Source organism: Ensifer sp. Root31, from assembly GCF_001424825.1.
GTDB classification, from domain to species: Bacteria; Pseudomonadota; Alphaproteobacteria; order Rhizobiales; family Rhizobiaceae; genus Ensifer; species Ensifer canadensis.
Genome location: NZ_LMCO01000013.1, coordinates 41469 through 56882 on the forward strand (window position 1 = coordinate 41469; position 15414 = coordinate 56882).

Sequence of the window (15414 nt, forward strand, 5' to 3'; positions counted from 1 at the left end):
TGGAACAAGCACCCGCTACCCTTGCGGCAATCGCCACGGTCTCTATCTGACGGCGTTCCTGCAGCGCTGAATGGGATGTATGCAATGACCTTTCGCGACCTTGATCTGACTTATGTTGAAAGCCACGGCATCCCACCGCTTCCGGAGCCGGACGAACAGGGCTTCGTCGAAAACGAAGGCGCACGCATCTGGTATGCGAGCCATGGTTCCGGCCCCGCAGTCATCCTGCTGCATGGTGGCATGGGAAACAGCGGAAACTGGGGCTATCAGGTCCCGGCAATCGTCGAAGCCGGCTATCGCGCTGTCGTCATCGACAGCCGCGGCCACGGCCGCAGCACACGCGACGCACGTGAATACAGCTACCAGCTGATGGCCGCCGATACCCGCGCCGTCATGGATCGGCTAGGGATCGAGAAGGCCGCGATCGTCGGCTGGAGCGATGGCGCCGATACTGCCCTGATCCTCGCCCAAGAAACGCCCGAGCGCGTTGCCGGCATTTTCTTCTTCGCCTGCAACGTCGACGATACAGGCACCAAACCGTTCGTGTTCACCCCTGTTATCGGCCGCATTTGGCAGCAACATCAGAAGGACTACGCCGCATTCTCGGCGACGCCAGGTGATTTCGACGCGCTCTCGGCAGCCGTCGAAACGATGCAGCGGACACAGCCCAACCTGTCGGCGGCAGCACTTGCCGGTATCTCCGTGCCCGTGGCCGCGGTCCTTGGCGAATTTGACGAATTCATCGAGCAGGAGCACATGACCTATTTCGCCAAAACGCTACCTGACGCGACGCTTCACGACCTTCCCGGTCTCAGCCATTTTGCCCCATTGCAGGCACCGGATGTTTTCAATGATGCCGTGATCACGTTCTTGAAGCGTGTCTTGCGCTAGCGCTGGCTGTTCGATCCCGAGAGCCGTCCTTCCGAAGGGACGTCTTCAAACCGACGATAATGGTGGCTCGTGTCGATTGCGCGCGATACAACCGGGGAGCGATCAGGAGGAAAGAATGCGGAAATCAGATTACCCCAAGGGCACGGTGTCCCGTCTCAGCGTCGACAGCGACGTGCTTAAAAGCAACAGGCTCGGGGATCCGAGCCGTCGCGACGTGGACGTCTATGTCCCGGCAAACCATGATGGCGCCGGCCTGCCGTTGCTCGTCGATCTCGTCGGCTTTACCGCCGGCGGCCCACTGCACACCGCCTGGAAAGCCTTCTTCGAAAATGTCCCGGAACGCCTGGACCGGCTGATTGCGACCGGGCAGATGCTGCCGGTGGTCGTCGCCTTTCCCGATTGCTTCACTTCTCTTGGCGGCAACCAATATGTCAACAGCACGGTCGTCGGCCGTTGGGAGGATTTCCTCATCGACGAGATGCTTCCGGCAGTCGAATCCCGCTTCGGCTGCGGCGGCACCGGACGGCGCGGCGTTTTTGGAAAAAGCTCGGGCGGCTACGGCTCGTTCTCCCACGCCTTCCGGCGGCCGGATGTCTGGGCCGCGGCGGCAAGCCATTCGGGAGATGCCGGCTTCGACCTGATGGCTGCTGACTTTCCCATGGTGCTGCGCGCGCTTGCGCGGCATGATCTCTCGATTGAAAGCTGGTTTCGAGCCTATGAGGCCCGGGAGAAACATGCCGATGAGGACATCCCCGTCCTCCTCGTTTTGGCCCAGGCGGCAAGCTACGACCCCGATCCCAACCTCGAGGCCTTCAAAGGCCTGCGGCTCCCGGTCGATCTGGAGACCTGCGAGCCGATCGACGACCGCTGGCAGAATTGGATGGCGTGCGATCCCGTTGAGCTCGCCAAGACCCATGGGCACAACATCGGCAAGCTCAAGGCCTTCTACATGGATTGCGGCACTGTGGATCAGTACAATCTGCTCTACGGCAACCGCCGCATCCATCGGACGCTGAAGCAACTCGGCATCGAACACACCTATGAGGAGTTCGAGGACAACCACAATTCGGTCGATTACCGCATGGATGTCAGCCTGCCCTTCCTTGCCAAGGCGCTGCAGTAACGAGCGTCAATGGCCCGGCCGGAAGCAAACGCCGGCCATAGTGTCTCGAGATGCGGCGATACCTGATCCGGTCGCCCTCGTTCTGTCGAGCTTAAGCGGCACGCCGATCGTGGCGACCCTCTTCGATCTCCTCGACGATCTTGGCAACAAAGGCGTCGAGATCGTCGGGCGAGCGGGAGGTGACGATACCGTGGTCGCTGACGACCTTCAGATCGACCCATTGCGCGCCGGCATTCTCGACATCCTTGCGGATGGAGGCATAGGACGTGGCCTTGCGCCCCTTCAAGGCGTCGGCTTCGACAAGCAGCCACGGCGCATGACAGATGGCTGCCACCACCTTGCCCGACTGCACGAAATCGGTGACGACGCGCATCGCGTCGGGGTTCTTCCTTAGCAGGTCCGGGTTGATCTGCCCGCCTGGCAGCACAAGCGCATCAAAGTCTCGCACGAACACGTCCTTTGCCGTCAGGTCGACGTCAACGGTGTCGCCCCAGTCGCCCTTGTCCCAACTCTTGATGGCCCGTTTTTCCAGCGATGCGATGGTCACTTTGGCGCCGCGCTTTGACAGTTCGTCGCGCGGGACGTGCAGTTCCGAGCGCTCGTAGCCGTCGGTAGCGAGGATCAGAATTTTGGCTGTGTCGATCGATGGCATGGCGAAGTCCTTCCCGGTTTGTGAACCCAGGGGTAGAACCGGCTGCGAATGAAATGGTTCCGACCTTCTGCAAGCCCTTCAGGGCGCAAGCAACCAGAACACCAGCCCGGAAAGAAGGATGAAAAGGGCGATCAGCCTGGCGAAGCGCTGCATGCCGTGGGATGTGTCGTCGCCCAAAAGCGCGTTCCACAAGGCTCCGCCGGAAGCATCGACGTCGGTGGTTGCCGCAGACGCCGGCGCTTGTTGCGCTGACACTGCCGAACTGTAATCGTGAGGACGCGGCTGCCGGTTCACCGTTGTGGATTCGTCAAAATAAACCCCGGCGCTGACAATCCCGCCGTCGCCGGCATCTGCCACCTGGCTCTCACGCAACACGCGATCCTCCGGCTCCGGTCGTCCCAACAGCGCGTGAAGCCAGGCACGGCGCGCCTGAGCCGTCGCCGCGTGACGTGGCCATTGCGCTGACGGCAGCAGCATTGCGGACGTGCGTCTGCCTTTCGGGTGACGGACTGACATCTTGGGGCCTCCCGTAACAACAATACACCGGAAACGCGTTTGTTCCATCACAACACGGTTCACCGCCCGGAAAACGCGAAGGGCGGCAGACGTCTCGTGACCACAGCACCTGCAAGCTGACGGACGGCAGGCCCGCCGCCGCCCGATGCGGGAGAGCCCCGAAATAGAAAGGGCGCTCGACCCTTGACGGGGAGCGCCCTTTCTTGACCCGGACAACGTCAAACGCGCGGGCTTAGCCGCTGCAGGACGCCATCGATACGGGTAGTGATGCCCTAAATAGTCAGTGGCTCAGGGTTTTCAAGGCCCAATCATGATTATCCCGGAAATTGTTTGATCGGCACGGCAAAGACACTTTGTCGGGCCGGATCCGATCGGGATTTCTTCCACTCGGCGGTCCGTAATGAAGCATGGATGAGCGCATTGTCGGGACAGATAGGCGAAGTCGTAATCAGGATGGCACGATCGCGTCCGCCAGCTTGAGCCGTCGCCAGTCGCTTGGCGCCATGCCGGTACGCAAGCGGAAGAAACGGGAGAAGTAGGCGGCATCCTTCAGTCCGATCTCGTAGGCTATATCTTCCAGTGATCGAACGGTGAAAAGCAACAGACGTTTGGCTTCCAGCAGCCGGCGCTCATTGATCAGTTCCTTCACCTGCATCCCGAACGCGGCATTGCTGGCCTTGGCAAGCAGGTGCGGGGTGGTCGCAAGAGCACTCGTATAGCGCCCAACCGTCCAGTTCTCGCGAAAATGCGCATCGATCATGCGCCGCAACTGTGTTGCGAGTATCATATCGGGGGACTGCGACGGCGATGGCGCGGCGGTGGCAAGGCGCGCGATCTGCGTCAGGATCGCCGATACCAGCGATGCCATCATCGACTGGGTACCGAAAGCTCCCGTGCCGTACTCCTCTGCGATCATGTCCATCAATGACGATAGGCGCTGCCACTGCCGGTCGTCCCGGGCGCCGGCAACCATGATCGGCGCATCGAGCGCCAGGACTGTTCTCTCCCGGGCGGACAGCATCAAGCCGTCGGCGATCGATATTACGAAAGCATCGCTTTCCAGCGGTTCGACGGAGAAACCGTGCACGATACCGCTTGGCACGAAGCTGACGGCTGGCGCGGAAAAGTCCAAAACCTTGTCTTCGATGAAATACGACCCACGTCCGCGAAACCAGTAGGTCACCTGGGCAAGTTGATCATGCTTATGGGCCCTGACCTGTCCTTGATGCAGTCCACGCCGAGCCATCACCGTTTCGACGTGGAAGAACCCCGGTTCGAGCTGTTGTTCCGGTTCGCCGTAGACAAAGAAGCTTGGAATGATGTCGGCCATCAACCACCCGAAAAAGTGCAAGTCATTTTGGCATTCTGTCCATGGCTGCCTCGACAATCAATGCCTAGTCTTGACGAAACTCAAGGAGGAGAACCGTGAGAGCTGAGGATTTTCGCGCCGACAAGGCGCGCCCGTTTACCGGGGCCGAATATCTCGAAAGCCTGCGTGATGGCCGCGAGGTCTATATCAACGGCGAGCGCATCGCGGATGTGACCACGCACCCGGCCATGCGCAATTCGGCCCGCTCGCTGGCAAGGCTCTACGATGCGCTGCACGACCCGGCGAGGAAAGAGACCCTGACCGCCCCCACTGACACCGGCTCCGGCGGCTACACCCACAAATATTTCCGCGTCGCCCGATCGTCTGCCGACCTCGTTGCCCAGCAGGGCGCGATCGCCGAATGGGCGCGTATGTCCTACGGCTGGATGGGACGCACGGCCGACTACAAGGCGGCGTTGATGAACACGCTTGGCGCCAACGCCTCCTGGTACGGACCCTTCAAGGACAATGCACTCGCCTGGCACAAACGCGCCCAGGAAGCGGCGCTGTTCATGAACCACGCGATCGTCAACCCGCCGATCGACCGGCATAAACCTGCCGGTGCGGTGAAAGACGTGTTCGTTCATATCACCAAGGAAACCGATACCGGCATCTATGTCTCCGGCGCCAAGGTGGTGGCGACGTCGTCAGCGCTGACGCACTATAATTTCCTTGCCCAGAGCTCGGCAACAGTGACCGAGGATCCGTCGCTCTCGGTGATGTTCATCGTCCCGATGAATGCGCCGGGGATCAAGATGTTCTGCCGGGTTTCCTACGAACAGACGGCCAACACCGTCGGCCACCCCTTCGACTATCCGCTGTCGTCGCGCTTCGACGAAAACGACGCCATCCTGGTGCTCGACAATGTCTTCGTGCCCTGGGAGGACGTGCTCGTGCTGCGCGATGCCGCCAAGATCCTTTCGTTTCATCCGGCATCGGGCTTCATGCACGGCTACTGCTTCCAGGGTTGCACCCGCTTTGCCGTCAAGCTCGACTTCCTCGCCGGCCTGCTGGCCAAGGCACTGCGGGCAACCGGCGGCGACGCGTTTCGCGGCAACCAGGCAGCCCTTGGCGAGGTCATTGCGCTTCGGCACATGTTCTGGAGCTTTTCCAATGCCATGGCCTACAACCCCATCCCGTGGGCGGATGGCGCCGTTCTGCCCAATCTCGAAGCCGCACTCTCTTACCGAACGTTCATGTCGGAAGCCTATCCGCGAGTGGTCGACACCATTCGCCGGGTTATCGCCTCCGGCCTCATCTACCTGCCGTCGTCGGTCAAGGATTTCGGCAATGGCGAGATCGATCGCTACCTCGCGCAATATGTCCGCGGCTCCAACGACATGGAGCATATCGAGCGCATCAAGATCATGAAGCTGCTGTGGGACGCGACCGGCACCGAGTTCGGCGGGCGCCATGCGCTCTATGAACTCAACTATGCCGGCGCGCCTGAAGAAGTCCGCCTGCAGGTGCTGAAGGGCGCCGAGCGCGGCGGACGCCTGAAGGAGATGGAAGCCCTCGTCGACACCTGCATGAGCGACTACGACCAGCATGGCTGGACCGGCAACACCTGGCTGCCGCCAATCGGCGCCGAGACGCCGATCCGCAATGCGGCCGAGTGAGGCGATTGCCATGGAAACGGCTATCTCCAAGACCGAATTCCGCAACGCGATGGCGCGGGTCTGTGCGCCCGTCAATGTCGTCACCACCAATGGACCCGCCGGGCGCGGCGGGTTCACTGCAACGGCGATGTGCTCGGTGACCGACGACCCGCCGAGCCTGCTCGTCTGCATGAACCGGAACTCGACGCAATGCGGCCTGTTCATCGACAACCGCCGCTTCTGCGTCAATGTGCTCAGCCACGACCACACCGAGCTCGCCGGCCATTTCGCCGGCGCGACACGGGACATGGCAACCCGCTATGCCGCCGCCGACTGGGTCGAGATGCAGTCGGGAAGTCTCGCTGTGAAGGATGCGATCGTCTCGCTCGATTGCGAACTGGCGGAAGCAAGATTGCTCGGCACCCACCACATCCTGATCGGCCGCGTCGTCGGCATAAGATCGCGCAGCGACGGCAACGCGCTCCTCTACTTCGATCGCAACTACGTGCACGTGCCAACACAGCTCGGCAGTTTCGGCGGGTAGAATACCGAAATACAAAAACGAAACGGGCTGGTGTTCAACTCCGGCCCGTTTCGTTTGGTGGCGATTATTCGCTGCCCTCAGAGCTGGATCCAGGCGGTCTTGAGGTCGGTGTATTTGTCGAGCGCATGCAGTGACTTGTCGTGGCCATTGCCCGACTGCTTCACTCCGCCAAGCGGCACCGTATTGTCGGCGCCGCCATAGGTGTTGACATGCACGACGCCGGCCCGGATGGAGCGCACCATGCGATGTGCCCGCGACAGGTTCGCGGTCCAGACGGCAGACGCAAGCCCGTATTCGGTGCCGTTGGCGATGCGGAGCGCATCGGCTTCATCGTCAAAGGGGATGATCGACAGGATTGGTCCGAAGACCTCTTCCTTGGCGAGCGTCATCCCAGGCTCGACGTCGAAGATCGTCGGCTGCATGTAGAAGCCGCCGGTGTCTTCGAGGATGCGCTTGCCGCCGGCCCTCAGCCGCGCGCCCTCGGCTATCGCTTGCTCGGCGAAACCGAGATTCTTGTTAAGCTGGATTTCGCTGGAGATCGCACCGGCTTCGGTTGCGAGCAGCAGCGGATCGCCGACCTTCATGTTTGCTGCGATCGCCGCAACCCTTTCGGCAAAGGTCTCGTGGATCGATCGCTCCACCAGCAGGCGCGAGCCGGCGACACAGACCTGGCCGGCGTTGCGGAAGATACCATAGGCGGAGATCTTGGCCGCCTGATCGAGATCCGGGGCATCGGCAAAGACGATGTTGGGCGACTTGCCGCCTAGCTCCAGATAGGCGCGCTTGAGGTTGGATCGCGCCGAATATTCAAGCAGCCGCCGACCGACGCTTCCCGAACCGGTAAAGGCCAGCACGTCGATATCGGCATGGAGGCCGATCGCCTCGCCGGTGACTGATCCCCTTCCCGTCACGACATTCAACACGCCCTCAGGCAGGCCGGCTTCGGCGCAAAGTTCGGCGAGCCGCAGCAAAGTCAGTGACGCGCCCTCTGCAGGCTTCAGAATGACCGAATTGCCGGCCGCGAGCGCCGGCGCGATCTTCCAGGCGCCGATCATCAGCGGAAAGTTCCAGGGAACGATAGCGGCGACAACACCGACGGGTTCGCGATGAACGAGCCCGAGCACGTTATCAGCGGTCGGCGCGATCTCGCCGTAGACCTTGTCGATCGCCTCGGCATAGTAGCGAAAGGTACCGGCGGCGCTGCCGGGCTCAGCCTTCAGCGCCATCGAAATTTCCGTGCCATTGTCGCGCACGCCAAGAACTGCAAGTTCGAGAGCATTTTTCTCGATGAGTTCGGCTATGCGCAGAAGCACCTTCTTGCGCTCCGCGGGTGCAGCCCTCGACCATGTGCCCTTCTCAAAGGCCGCCCGGGCCGCACGCGCAGCGGCGTCGACGTCGTCGACATCAGCATCGGCGATGGTCGTGAGTTGCGTACCATCGATCGGGGAAATGACATCCAGCGTCCTGCCGGACTGTGCGTCGCGCCAATTGCCGCCGATGAAAAGCTTTTGCGACGGCACCACATTGCGGCGCAACTGGTCGATTTTTTCCTGCATGTTTTCTGTTCCATGTGTCAGGCAGAAGAGCGGCCGATTGCTCGGCCGCCCCTATCGGATCAGATCTCCTGGCCGGCGCCAAGCCGGGCAAATTCGAGCGGACGGCCCGATTTGAGCATCGCCGCCAAGCCAAGCCCGATGACGCCAGCGATAACGACAAGTCCGGGCAGGAAGACCGCAAGCAGACCGGTGGCGCCGGCGAGGTCGCCGAAGTTGATCGCAATGGCGATGATCACTGCAATCAGGATGATGCCTGTGATGACCGGGATGATCTTGGTCACCAGCGCATTCGATTCCAATCCCGGATTGCGATTGAAGAAAGCGACGATGGCAAAGGCGGTAAACGCCATCAGCACCATGACGGCCAGCGTGCCGACATTGGTCAGCCAGGAAAACAGCGCCAGCACCGGATCCTGTCCGGTTGCCGCAAACAGCGCAACGACAAGCACAGCTGTAATCGTCTGGATGACCGAGCCGGCGTGCGGGCTATGGTAGACCGGATGGGTGACGCCGATCGAAGCCGGCAACAGGCGCTCGCGGCCAGCGACGTAGAGATAGCGGGCGACACCATTGTGAAACGCCAACACGCCGGCAAACAGGCTGGTGACGAAGAGTACATTCATGATCGGCGGCAGCCAGCCTCCGGCATAACGTTCCGCCAGGCCGAAGAGGAAGGTGGTCGGGTCGGCAAGGCCCTGCAGTTCCGGCACCAGCTTGTCTGCACCGGCCGCATTCACCATCAGCCAGGATGTCAGCATGTAGAAAACGCCGATAATCAGCACGGAAATATAGGTCGCGCGCGGCACGGTCCTGTGCGGATCGCGGGCTTCCTCGCTGTAGATCGTCGTCGCCTCGAAGCCGATGAAGGCTGCAAAGCAGAACAGGATGCCGATCGACGGCGAGCCGGACATCAGGGCCGAAGGCGCGAAGGACGTCATCGTCAGGCCGCTGTCGCCGCCCTTGGCGATGATCGCAACGTCGATGACCAGCACGACGAGATATTCGAGAATGACGAGCACCGTCAGCACTTTCGCTGACAGGTCGACGCGGCGGTAGCCGAGAACGCCGACAATCGCGATGCCGATGAAGGTCCAGACCCACCAGGGCAGGTCGAGGTCGAGCCCGGCAAAGAGGCCGGCGGTCGCCGCGCCGAACAGGCCGAAGACGCCGATCTGCATCGCGTTATAGGCAAGGATCCCGATCATCGCGGCGGCACCGCCCATCAACCCGCCGAGCCCCTGCGCGGTATAGGCGTAGAAGGCGCCGGCGTTGCGGATATGCCGCGCCATGGCGACGTAGCCGATCGAAAACATCAGAAGGATCAGCGTGACCAGCAGAAACGTGCCGGGAATGCCGGCGCCGTTGCCGAGCAGCATTGCCAGCGGCACACCGCCGGCGACCGCCGTCAACGGCGCGGCGGCCGATACCACGAGAAATGTGACGGCACCGACTCCGAGCGCATTCCTGCGCAACTGGTTGGCGCCGGTTGCGGGCGACGATTGATTGTCCATAGCTTCTTAGCTCCCCTTTTCTTGGCACTATTTGCCTTCGCCTCAGGTCCATCTCTCCAAAGGCATCCTCCGCGAAGCTGCTGCTGACCATGTTGCTTTTTGTTCTTGGCCGCGCGCAATAATCGGTTCAATATTCAAACCGTTGCTTCAAATATAGACTTGCAAATGCCACGGCGACCTGTCAAGTTATTTCGCATGTTAAGTATCTCGGCCGGATAAAAACGCGATACGGGCGGCCAAACCGCCTGGAAATCAAGGGAACAGGCATCGGGATCACTGGCGGCGGCGCTCGGCGACGGAGGACTGGATGAGCACCATCGGTAAGGCACTGACCCTGTTGGACGCGATCTCGCGGCTGGACAAGGAAGTGGGCTTGAGCGACATCGCCAGGCATTGCGCGCTCGACAAGGCGACAGCGCGACGCTTTCTCGTCGAGCTCGAAAAACACGGTTTCGTCGAACAGGATCCGGATACCAAGCGCTACCGCATCGGCGGCGCGCCGGTCCGGCTTGCCCGCATCCGGGAAGCACGGTTCCCCTTTCTCACGCTCGCCATTCCATTCGTAAAAGAGCTTGCCAGCACATCAGGCGAGACCGTGCATCTCTCGGAATTCGTCGCCGGCCGACTTTCGACCGTCCACGTGGAGGATTCGCCGCGCGCCCATAGGGTTATCGTCGATATCGGCAGCGCGCTGCCGTTCCATGCGACCGCGTCCGGCCACGCCTTCCTTGCCTTCTGCCCGCCAAGGCAGGTCGAAGATGCACTGTCCATGCCCCTTGAAGCCTTCACCGAACACACGATCACTTCGAAAACGGAACTTCTCCGCCTGCTCGCGGAGACCGTCCACCGCGGCTATTCGATCAGCCAGCAGGGACTTGAGAGCGGCGTCATCAGTGTCGCCGCGCCGATCCGTGCGCCGAACAGCGTGCCGATCGGCGCGATTGCCGTTGCCGCACCGCAGGTCCGCGCCAATGCCGACACGATCGAGCAACTCGGACCGGCAACGGCAGCGATCGCCAAACGCATTTCGGAGAAATTCTTTGGGTTGGAGCAGGTGACTGCCAATCCGCTGGCAAGGAAGACCGGCTGATGAATGCGATGAACCGTCTACCCAACATCCTCGTCGTCGGAACGGGTGACACCAAATGCGAAGAACTTCAATTCATGGCCTCCGTCATCCGGGAAGCCGGCGGCCTGCCTGTCATGATGGATGTCAGCATCCTCGGTGACCCACCCTATGCCCCGGAATATTCGCGCCACGATATCGCCGATGCGGCCGGCACCTCGATCGCAGCGATTGCGGCGAGCGGCGACGAAAACAGCGCGATGGAACTGATGGCCAAAGGGGCGGCGGCCCTCACCCGCACCCTCTACGATGCCGGGCAGGCCGATGGCGTCATCATTCTCGGCGGCTCGATGGGCACGGATCTGGCGCTCGATGTCGCGGCGGCCCTGCCGCTCGGCGTGCCGAAGTTCGTCGTTTCGACGATCGCCTATTCGCACCTGCTCCCGCCCGAGCGCATCGCGCCCGATCTGATGATGATCCTTTGGGCCGGCGGGCTTTACGGCCTCAACGGCATTTGCCGATCGGTGCTTTCGCAAGCCTGTGGCGCCGTCGTCGGAGCTGCGCGTTTCGGCACCAAGCCGGACAAGGACCGCCCGCTGATCGGCATGACCTCGCTGGGGTCGAGCTGCCTCAAATATATGAAATACCTGAAGCCCGAACTGGAACGGCGCGGCTATGATGTCGCGGTGTTTCACGCAACCGGCATGGGCGGCCGCGCCTTCGAAGCGATTGCCGCACAGAACGGCTTTACGGCCGTCTTCGACTTTTGCATCCAGGAAGTCAGCAACCATCATCACGGCACCGTCGTCACCTCCGGCCCCGACCGGTTGGAAAATGCCGGCCGCGTCGGAATTCCGCAGCTTGTCGCACCGGGAGCAGTCGATATGGTCGACCTGCCCGCCTGGCAGGCATTGCCTGCTGCTTTCGCCGACCGGCCCTACCATGCGCATAACCGGCTGCTCGGTTCGGTGACGACATCGCCTGAAGACCGGCGCGAGATCGCCCGCATCATCGGCGGCAAGCTCGCCGACACCCGCGCCGAAGTCGCCTTCATCCTGCCGCTCAAGGGCATCCAGGAATGGGACAAGCCGGAGGAACCGCTGCACGAACCTGAAGCGCTCGACGCCTTCATCGACGAGATGCGCCGCGCCGTCCCCTCCTCCGTCAGCCTTCATGAAATCGACAGCCACATCAACGCACCGGAGTTTTCGGCAAAGGCGCTCGCCATCTTCGACGACTGGATCGCCCGCGGCGTGATCCCGGGAGGCCGCCCGTGACGGATCGCGCTCTCATCCTCGACTTCGGCGGCGTCGTTACACGCACGCTGTTTGAAACCCACGATGTCACCGAGCGCGCGCTCGGCCTTGCCCCCGGCAGCCTGACCTGGCGGGGGCCGTTCGACACCGCCACCGATCCACTCTGGGTGTCGATGCAGAGGCGCGAGATCACCGAGCGCGACTATTGGACGGAGCGCACCCGCGAAGTCGGGCGCCTCGTCGGTGAAGACTGGACGGATATGAAGACCTTCGTCCAGCGCGCGCGCGGCGCCGAGCCGGAACTGGTGCTGCGCCCGGAAGCGCGCGATGCGATCCTACAGGCCAAGGACGCCGGTATCAGGCTCGCCATTCTTTCCAACGAGCTCGATCTTTTCTACGGGGTCGAGTTTCGCAAGCGCTTCCCGCTGATCCAGCTTTTCGACGTCATCGTCGATGCCACCTACACCGGCATCCTGAAACCGGACCCGCGGGCCTACGAACTCGCACTTTCCGAGCTCGGCCTGCCGCGAGAGGCCTGCGTCTTCGTCGACGACCAGAAAAAGAACATTGAGGGCGCCGAGGCAGTGTCCCTGCCCAACGTGCACTTCGATGTCACCAGACCCGCCGAAAGCTACGCCAGAGCCCTCCGGATGCTCGGCATTTGAACTGACCAGGAGCAAGACATGCGCGAAACCAATTTCCTCATCGAGAACAACGCCCGCCACCTGTGGCATCCGATGGCACACCCCGCCGAAATGCACGCGACGCCGCCGCGCATCATCAATGCCGGCGAGGGCGTGGAGATCGTCGACATCCACGGCAAGAAGGTACTCGATGCGGTCGGCGGCTTGTGGAACGTCAATCTCGGTTATTCCTGCGAGCCGGTGAAGAAGGCGATCCGCGATCAGCTCGACGACCTGCCCTATTATTCGACCTTCCGCGGCACCACCAACTCGCCGCTGATCGAGCTTTCCTATGAACTTGCCGAATGGTTCAAGGAGGATGGCCTCAGCCGCTCGTTCTTCACCTCGGGCGGCTCGGACTCGGTCGAGACCTGCCTTCGCCTCGCCCGCCAGTACCACAAGCTCAACGGCCAGCCGGAGCGCACCAAATTCGTCGCGCTGAAGAAGGGCTACCACGGCACGCATTTCGGCGGCGCGTCGGTCAATGGCAACTCTAATTTCCGCCGCAACTACGAGCCGCTGCTGCCGGGCGTCTTCCACCTTCCCGCCCCCTATACCTACCGCAATCCGTTCGCGACGACGGACGGCGCCGAGATCGCCAGGGGCATTGCCCGCCTCTTCGAAGACGAGATCGCCTTCCAGGGGGCCGACACCATCGCCGCGCTGATCATGGAACCGGTTCTCGGTGCTGGCGGCGTGATCGTCCCGCACGAAACCTTCATGCCGCTAATGCGCGAGATCTGCGATCGCCACGGCATCCTGCTGATTGCTGACGAGGTGATCACCGCCTTCGGCCGCACCGGCGCCTGGACCGGTTCGCGTCTTTGGGGTGTCAAGCCGGACCTGATGTCGACGGCCAAGGCCATCACCAACGGTTATTATCCCTTCGGCGCGGTGATGATCTCGGACAAGGTTGCCGAGGCTTTCGAGACCAACAGGACGGCTGCCGGTTCGATCGGCCATGGCTACACCTATTCCGGTCACCCGGTCGGTGCGGCTGCCGCCCTTGCAACCCTCAAGGAAACAAAACGCCTTGATGTGGCGGCCAATGCGGGCGCGCGCGGCGAGGAGTTGATGGCCGGCCTGCAAGCTCTGAAGGCCAACCACGACCTCATCGGCGATGTGCGCGGCAAGGGCCTGATGTGCGCGCTCGAACTCGTGTCGGATCGCGAAAAGAAGTCGCCCGCCGCCAAGGATGTGATCCAGAAGGTCCAGGACGCAGCCTACGAGGCCGGCGTCATGGTCCGAACCTCCGGCCCGAATGTGATCCTGTCGCCGCCACTCGTGATCACTGCCGAGGATGTCACGCGCATTCTTTCGGCGCTCGACGCCGGCCTGAGTGCTGCCGGAGGCAAATGACATGAGCGACACCGCAGCGCTGCTGGCACGCCGCGACCGGCTGCTCGGCAAGAACATGTCGCTGTTCTACAGCGACCCGGTGCACATCGTGCGGGGAGAAGGCGTCTGGCTCTTTGACGCCGACGGCAGACGCTATCTCGACTGCTACAACAATGTGCCGCATGTCGGCCATTGCCATCCGCACGTGGTCGAGGCAATCGCCCGGCAGGCATCGACGCTGAACACCCACACGCGCTACCTGCACGAGGGTATCCTCGACTATGTCGAACGACTGACCGCGACGTTCGATCCTAGTCTAGACACAGCGATCCTGACCTGCACCGGCAGCGAGGCCAACGACATTGCCCTGCGCATGGCTCAGGCGGTGACCGGAAAAACCGGGGTCATCGCCACCGATCACACCTATCACGGCAACACTGCCTCCGTTTCGCAGCTTTCCACCCGGATGCCGCCGGTCGGCGGCTTCGGCGGCCATGTGCGCCACGTGCCGGCACCGGATAGCTACCGGCTACTCGGCGGCGTTTCCGGCGAAGCCTTTTCGATCGCGTTTGCGGCCGAAGTGGAAAAGGCGATCGCCGAGCTGCAGAAAAGCCCGTTTGGTTTTTCCGCGCTGATCATCGACCCGTTCTTCGCCAATGAGGGCTTCCCCGATCTGCCTGAGGGCTTCCTCGACAGGACCGTTGCGGCCGTGCGGAAAGCCGGCGGCGTGGTGATTGCCGACGAGGTCCAGCCCGGTTTCGGCCGCACGGGCGGGCACATGTGGGGCCACCAGAAGGCCGGCATCACCCCCGACATCGTCACGCTAGGCAAGCCGATGGGCAACGGCCATCCGATCGGCGGCGTCGTTGCCGGCAGCGATGCGCTGAACACGTTCCGCAAGGCGTTCCGCTACTTCAACACCTTCGGCGGCAATCCGGTGTCCTGTGCCGCGGCGATGGCCGTGCTCGACGTCATCGAGGATGAAAAGCTTGTAGATAATGCCCGCGAGGTCGGCTCCTATTCCAAGGCCGGCATCGACCGGCTCAGGCACAAGCACGCCATCATCGGCGACGTGCGCGGCAGCGGCTTGTTCTTCGGAGCGGAACTCGTGCTCGACCGGGGTAACAAGACGCCGGCCGCCGAACTCGCCACCAAGGTCATCAACGACATGCGCGAGCGTGGCGTGCTGATGGGCAAGCTCGGCATCCATCAATGCGCGACAAAGATCCGCCCGCCGATGCCGTTCTCCAAGGAGAACGCCGACCTGATGCTTTCGACCCTCGACGACGTGCTTTCAGGCTTGTGAACGCG

At 62.2% G+C, this 15414-nt stretch carries 14 protein-coding genes; 9 read left to right on the plus strand and 5 right to left on the minus strand.

What is annotated here, in order from left to right:
• The first annotated feature begins 84 nt into the window (after positions 1–84).
• Together ASD00_RS14900 and ASD00_RS14905 are read left to right on the plus strand one after the other, a co-directional pair.
• Entirely contained in the window at positions 85–891 is an 807-nt protein-coding gene (locus tag ASD00_RS14900; protein ID WP_057207408.1) for an alpha/beta hydrolase, read from the plus strand.
• A 115-nt stretch (positions 892–1006) separates the two neighbouring features.
• A complete protein-coding gene (locus ASD00_RS14905; RefSeq protein WP_057207355.1) occupies positions 1007–2014 on the plus strand; it encodes an alpha/beta hydrolase-fold protein in 1008 nt (335 codons plus the stop codon).
• A 91-nt stretch (positions 2015–2105) separates the two neighbouring features.
• Here ASD00_RS14905 and ASD00_RS14910 read toward each other — a convergent pair whose 3' ends face one another.
• From ASD00_RS14910 to ASD00_RS14920, 3 genes are all read right to left on the minus strand, one after another.
• Positions 2106–2666 carry a type 1 glutamine amidotransferase domain-containing protein gene (locus ASD00_RS14910; RefSeq protein ID WP_057207356.1) on the minus strand — a complete coding sequence of 187 codons (561 nt, stop codon included), beginning with the start codon at positions 2664–2666 and terminating at the stop codon, positions 2106–2108.
• Between the two features lie 78 nt (positions 2667–2744).
• Entirely contained in the window at positions 2745–3038 is a 294-nt protein-coding gene (locus tag ASD00_RS14915; RefSeq protein ID WP_128090486.1) for a hypothetical protein, read from the minus strand.
• 592 nt (positions 3039–3630) lie between these two features.
• Positions 3631–4512: a helix-turn-helix domain-containing protein gene (locus tag ASD00_RS14920; protein WP_057207357.1), complete on the minus strand. Its 882-nt coding sequence runs from the start codon at positions 4510–4512 to the stop codon at positions 3631–3633.
• Positions 4513–4607: 95 nt separating this feature from the next.
• Between ASD00_RS14920 and ASD00_RS14925 the strand changes: the two genes are divergently transcribed.
• Positions 4608–6170 carry a 4-hydroxyphenylacetate 3-hydroxylase N-terminal domain-containing protein gene (locus ASD00_RS14925; protein ID WP_057207358.1) on the plus strand — a complete coding sequence of 521 codons (1563 nt, stop codon included), beginning with the start codon at positions 4608–4610 and terminating at the stop codon, positions 6168–6170.
• A gap of 10 nt (positions 6171–6180) precedes the next feature.
• Positions 6181–6693, plus strand: a complete 513-nt coding sequence (locus ASD00_RS14930; protein WP_057207409.1) for a flavin reductase — start codon at positions 6181–6183, stop codon at positions 6691–6693.
• Between the two features lie 77 nt (positions 6694–6770).
• On the opposite strand, the gene ASD00_RS14935 is transcribed toward ASD00_RS14930, so the two are convergent.
• Positions 6771–8249, minus strand: coding sequence for an aldehyde dehydrogenase (locus ASD00_RS14935; RefSeq protein WP_057207359.1), 1479 nt, complete (start codon positions 8247–8249; stop codon positions 6771–6773).
• Between the two features lie 59 nt (positions 8250–8308).
• A complete protein-coding gene (locus ASD00_RS14940; RefSeq protein ID WP_057207360.1) occupies positions 8309–9760 on the minus strand; it encodes an APC family permease in 1452 nt (483 codons plus the stop codon).
• Positions 9761–10067: 307 nt separating this feature from the next.
• On the opposite strand from ASD00_RS14940, the gene ASD00_RS14945 reads away from it, so the two are divergent.
• From ASD00_RS14945 to ASD00_RS14965, 5 genes are read left to right on the plus strand one after another with little or no spacing between them, the layout of a single operon-like run.
• A complete protein-coding gene (locus ASD00_RS14945; protein WP_057207361.1) occupies positions 10068–10850 on the plus strand; it encodes an IclR family transcriptional regulator in 783 nt (260 codons plus the stop codon).
• Complete coding sequence (locus tag ASD00_RS14950; protein ID WP_057207362.1) at positions 10850–12103, plus strand: Tm-1-like ATP-binding domain-containing protein; 1254 nt, start codon at positions 10850–10852, stop codon at positions 12101–12103. Before ASD00_RS14945 ends, ASD00_RS14950 begins: the two co-directional genes overlap by 1 nt.
• Positions 12100–12747 carry an HAD-IA family hydrolase gene (locus ASD00_RS14955; protein ID WP_057207363.1) on the plus strand — a complete coding sequence of 216 codons (648 nt, stop codon included), beginning with the start codon at positions 12100–12102 and terminating at the stop codon, positions 12745–12747. Before ASD00_RS14950 ends, ASD00_RS14955 begins: the two co-directional genes overlap by 4 nt.
• Before the next feature lie 18 nt (positions 12748–12765).
• On the plus strand, positions 12766–14124 hold the full coding sequence (locus tag ASD00_RS14960; RefSeq protein WP_057207364.1) for an aspartate aminotransferase family protein: 1359 nt from the start codon (positions 12766–12768) through the stop codon (positions 14122–14124).
• 1 nt (position 14125) lies between these two features.
• Positions 14126–15409, plus strand: coding sequence for an aminotransferase class III-fold pyridoxal phosphate-dependent enzyme (locus ASD00_RS14965; protein WP_057207365.1), 1284 nt, complete (start codon positions 14126–14128; stop codon positions 15407–15409).
• Positions 15410–15414 lie beyond the last annotated feature (5 nt).

What these genes read in the sequence shown, in the direction of transcription:
- ASD00_RS14905 (WP_057207355.1), top strand. Translation starts at nt 1,007, where the DNA reads ATGCGGAAATCAGATTACCCCAAGGGCACGGTGTCCCGTCTCAGCGTC.
- ASD00_RS14920 (WP_057207357.1), bottom strand. Translation starts at nt 4,512, where the DNA reads ATGGCCGACATCATTCCAAGCTTCTTTGTCTACGGCGAACCGGAACAA.
- ASD00_RS14965 (WP_057207365.1), top strand. Translation starts at nt 14,126, where the DNA reads ATGAGCGACACCGCAGCGCTGCTGGCACGCCGCGACCGGCTGCTCGGC.
- ASD00_RS14910 (WP_057207356.1), bottom strand. Translation starts at nt 2,666, where the DNA reads ATGCCATCGATCGACACAGCCAAAATTCTGATCCTCGCTACCGACGGC.
- ASD00_RS14945 (WP_057207361.1), top strand. Translation starts at nt 10,068, where the DNA reads ATGAGCACCATCGGTAAGGCACTGACCCTGTTGGACGCGATCTCGCGG.
- ASD00_RS14960 (WP_057207364.1), top strand. Translation starts at nt 12,766, where the DNA reads ATGCGCGAAACCAATTTCCTCATCGAGAACAACGCCCGCCACCTGTGG.
- ASD00_RS14940 (WP_057207360.1), bottom strand. Translation starts at nt 9,760, where the DNA reads ATGGACAATCAATCGTCGCCCGCAACCGGCGCCAACCAGTTGCGCAGG.
- ASD00_RS14935 (WP_057207359.1), bottom strand. Translation starts at nt 8,249, where the DNA reads ATGCAGGAAAAAATCGACCAGTTGCGCCGCAATGTGGTGCCGTCGCAA.
- ASD00_RS14950 (WP_057207362.1), top strand. Translation starts at nt 10,850, where the DNA reads ATGAATGCGATGAACCGTCTACCCAACATCCTCGTCGTCGGAACGGGT.
- ASD00_RS14900 (WP_057207408.1), top strand. Translation starts at nt 85, where the DNA reads ATGACCTTTCGCGACCTTGATCTGACTTATGTTGAAAGCCACGGCATC.
- ASD00_RS14930 (WP_057207409.1), top strand. Translation starts at nt 6,181, where the DNA reads ATGGAAACGGCTATCTCCAAGACCGAATTCCGCAACGCGATGGCGCGG.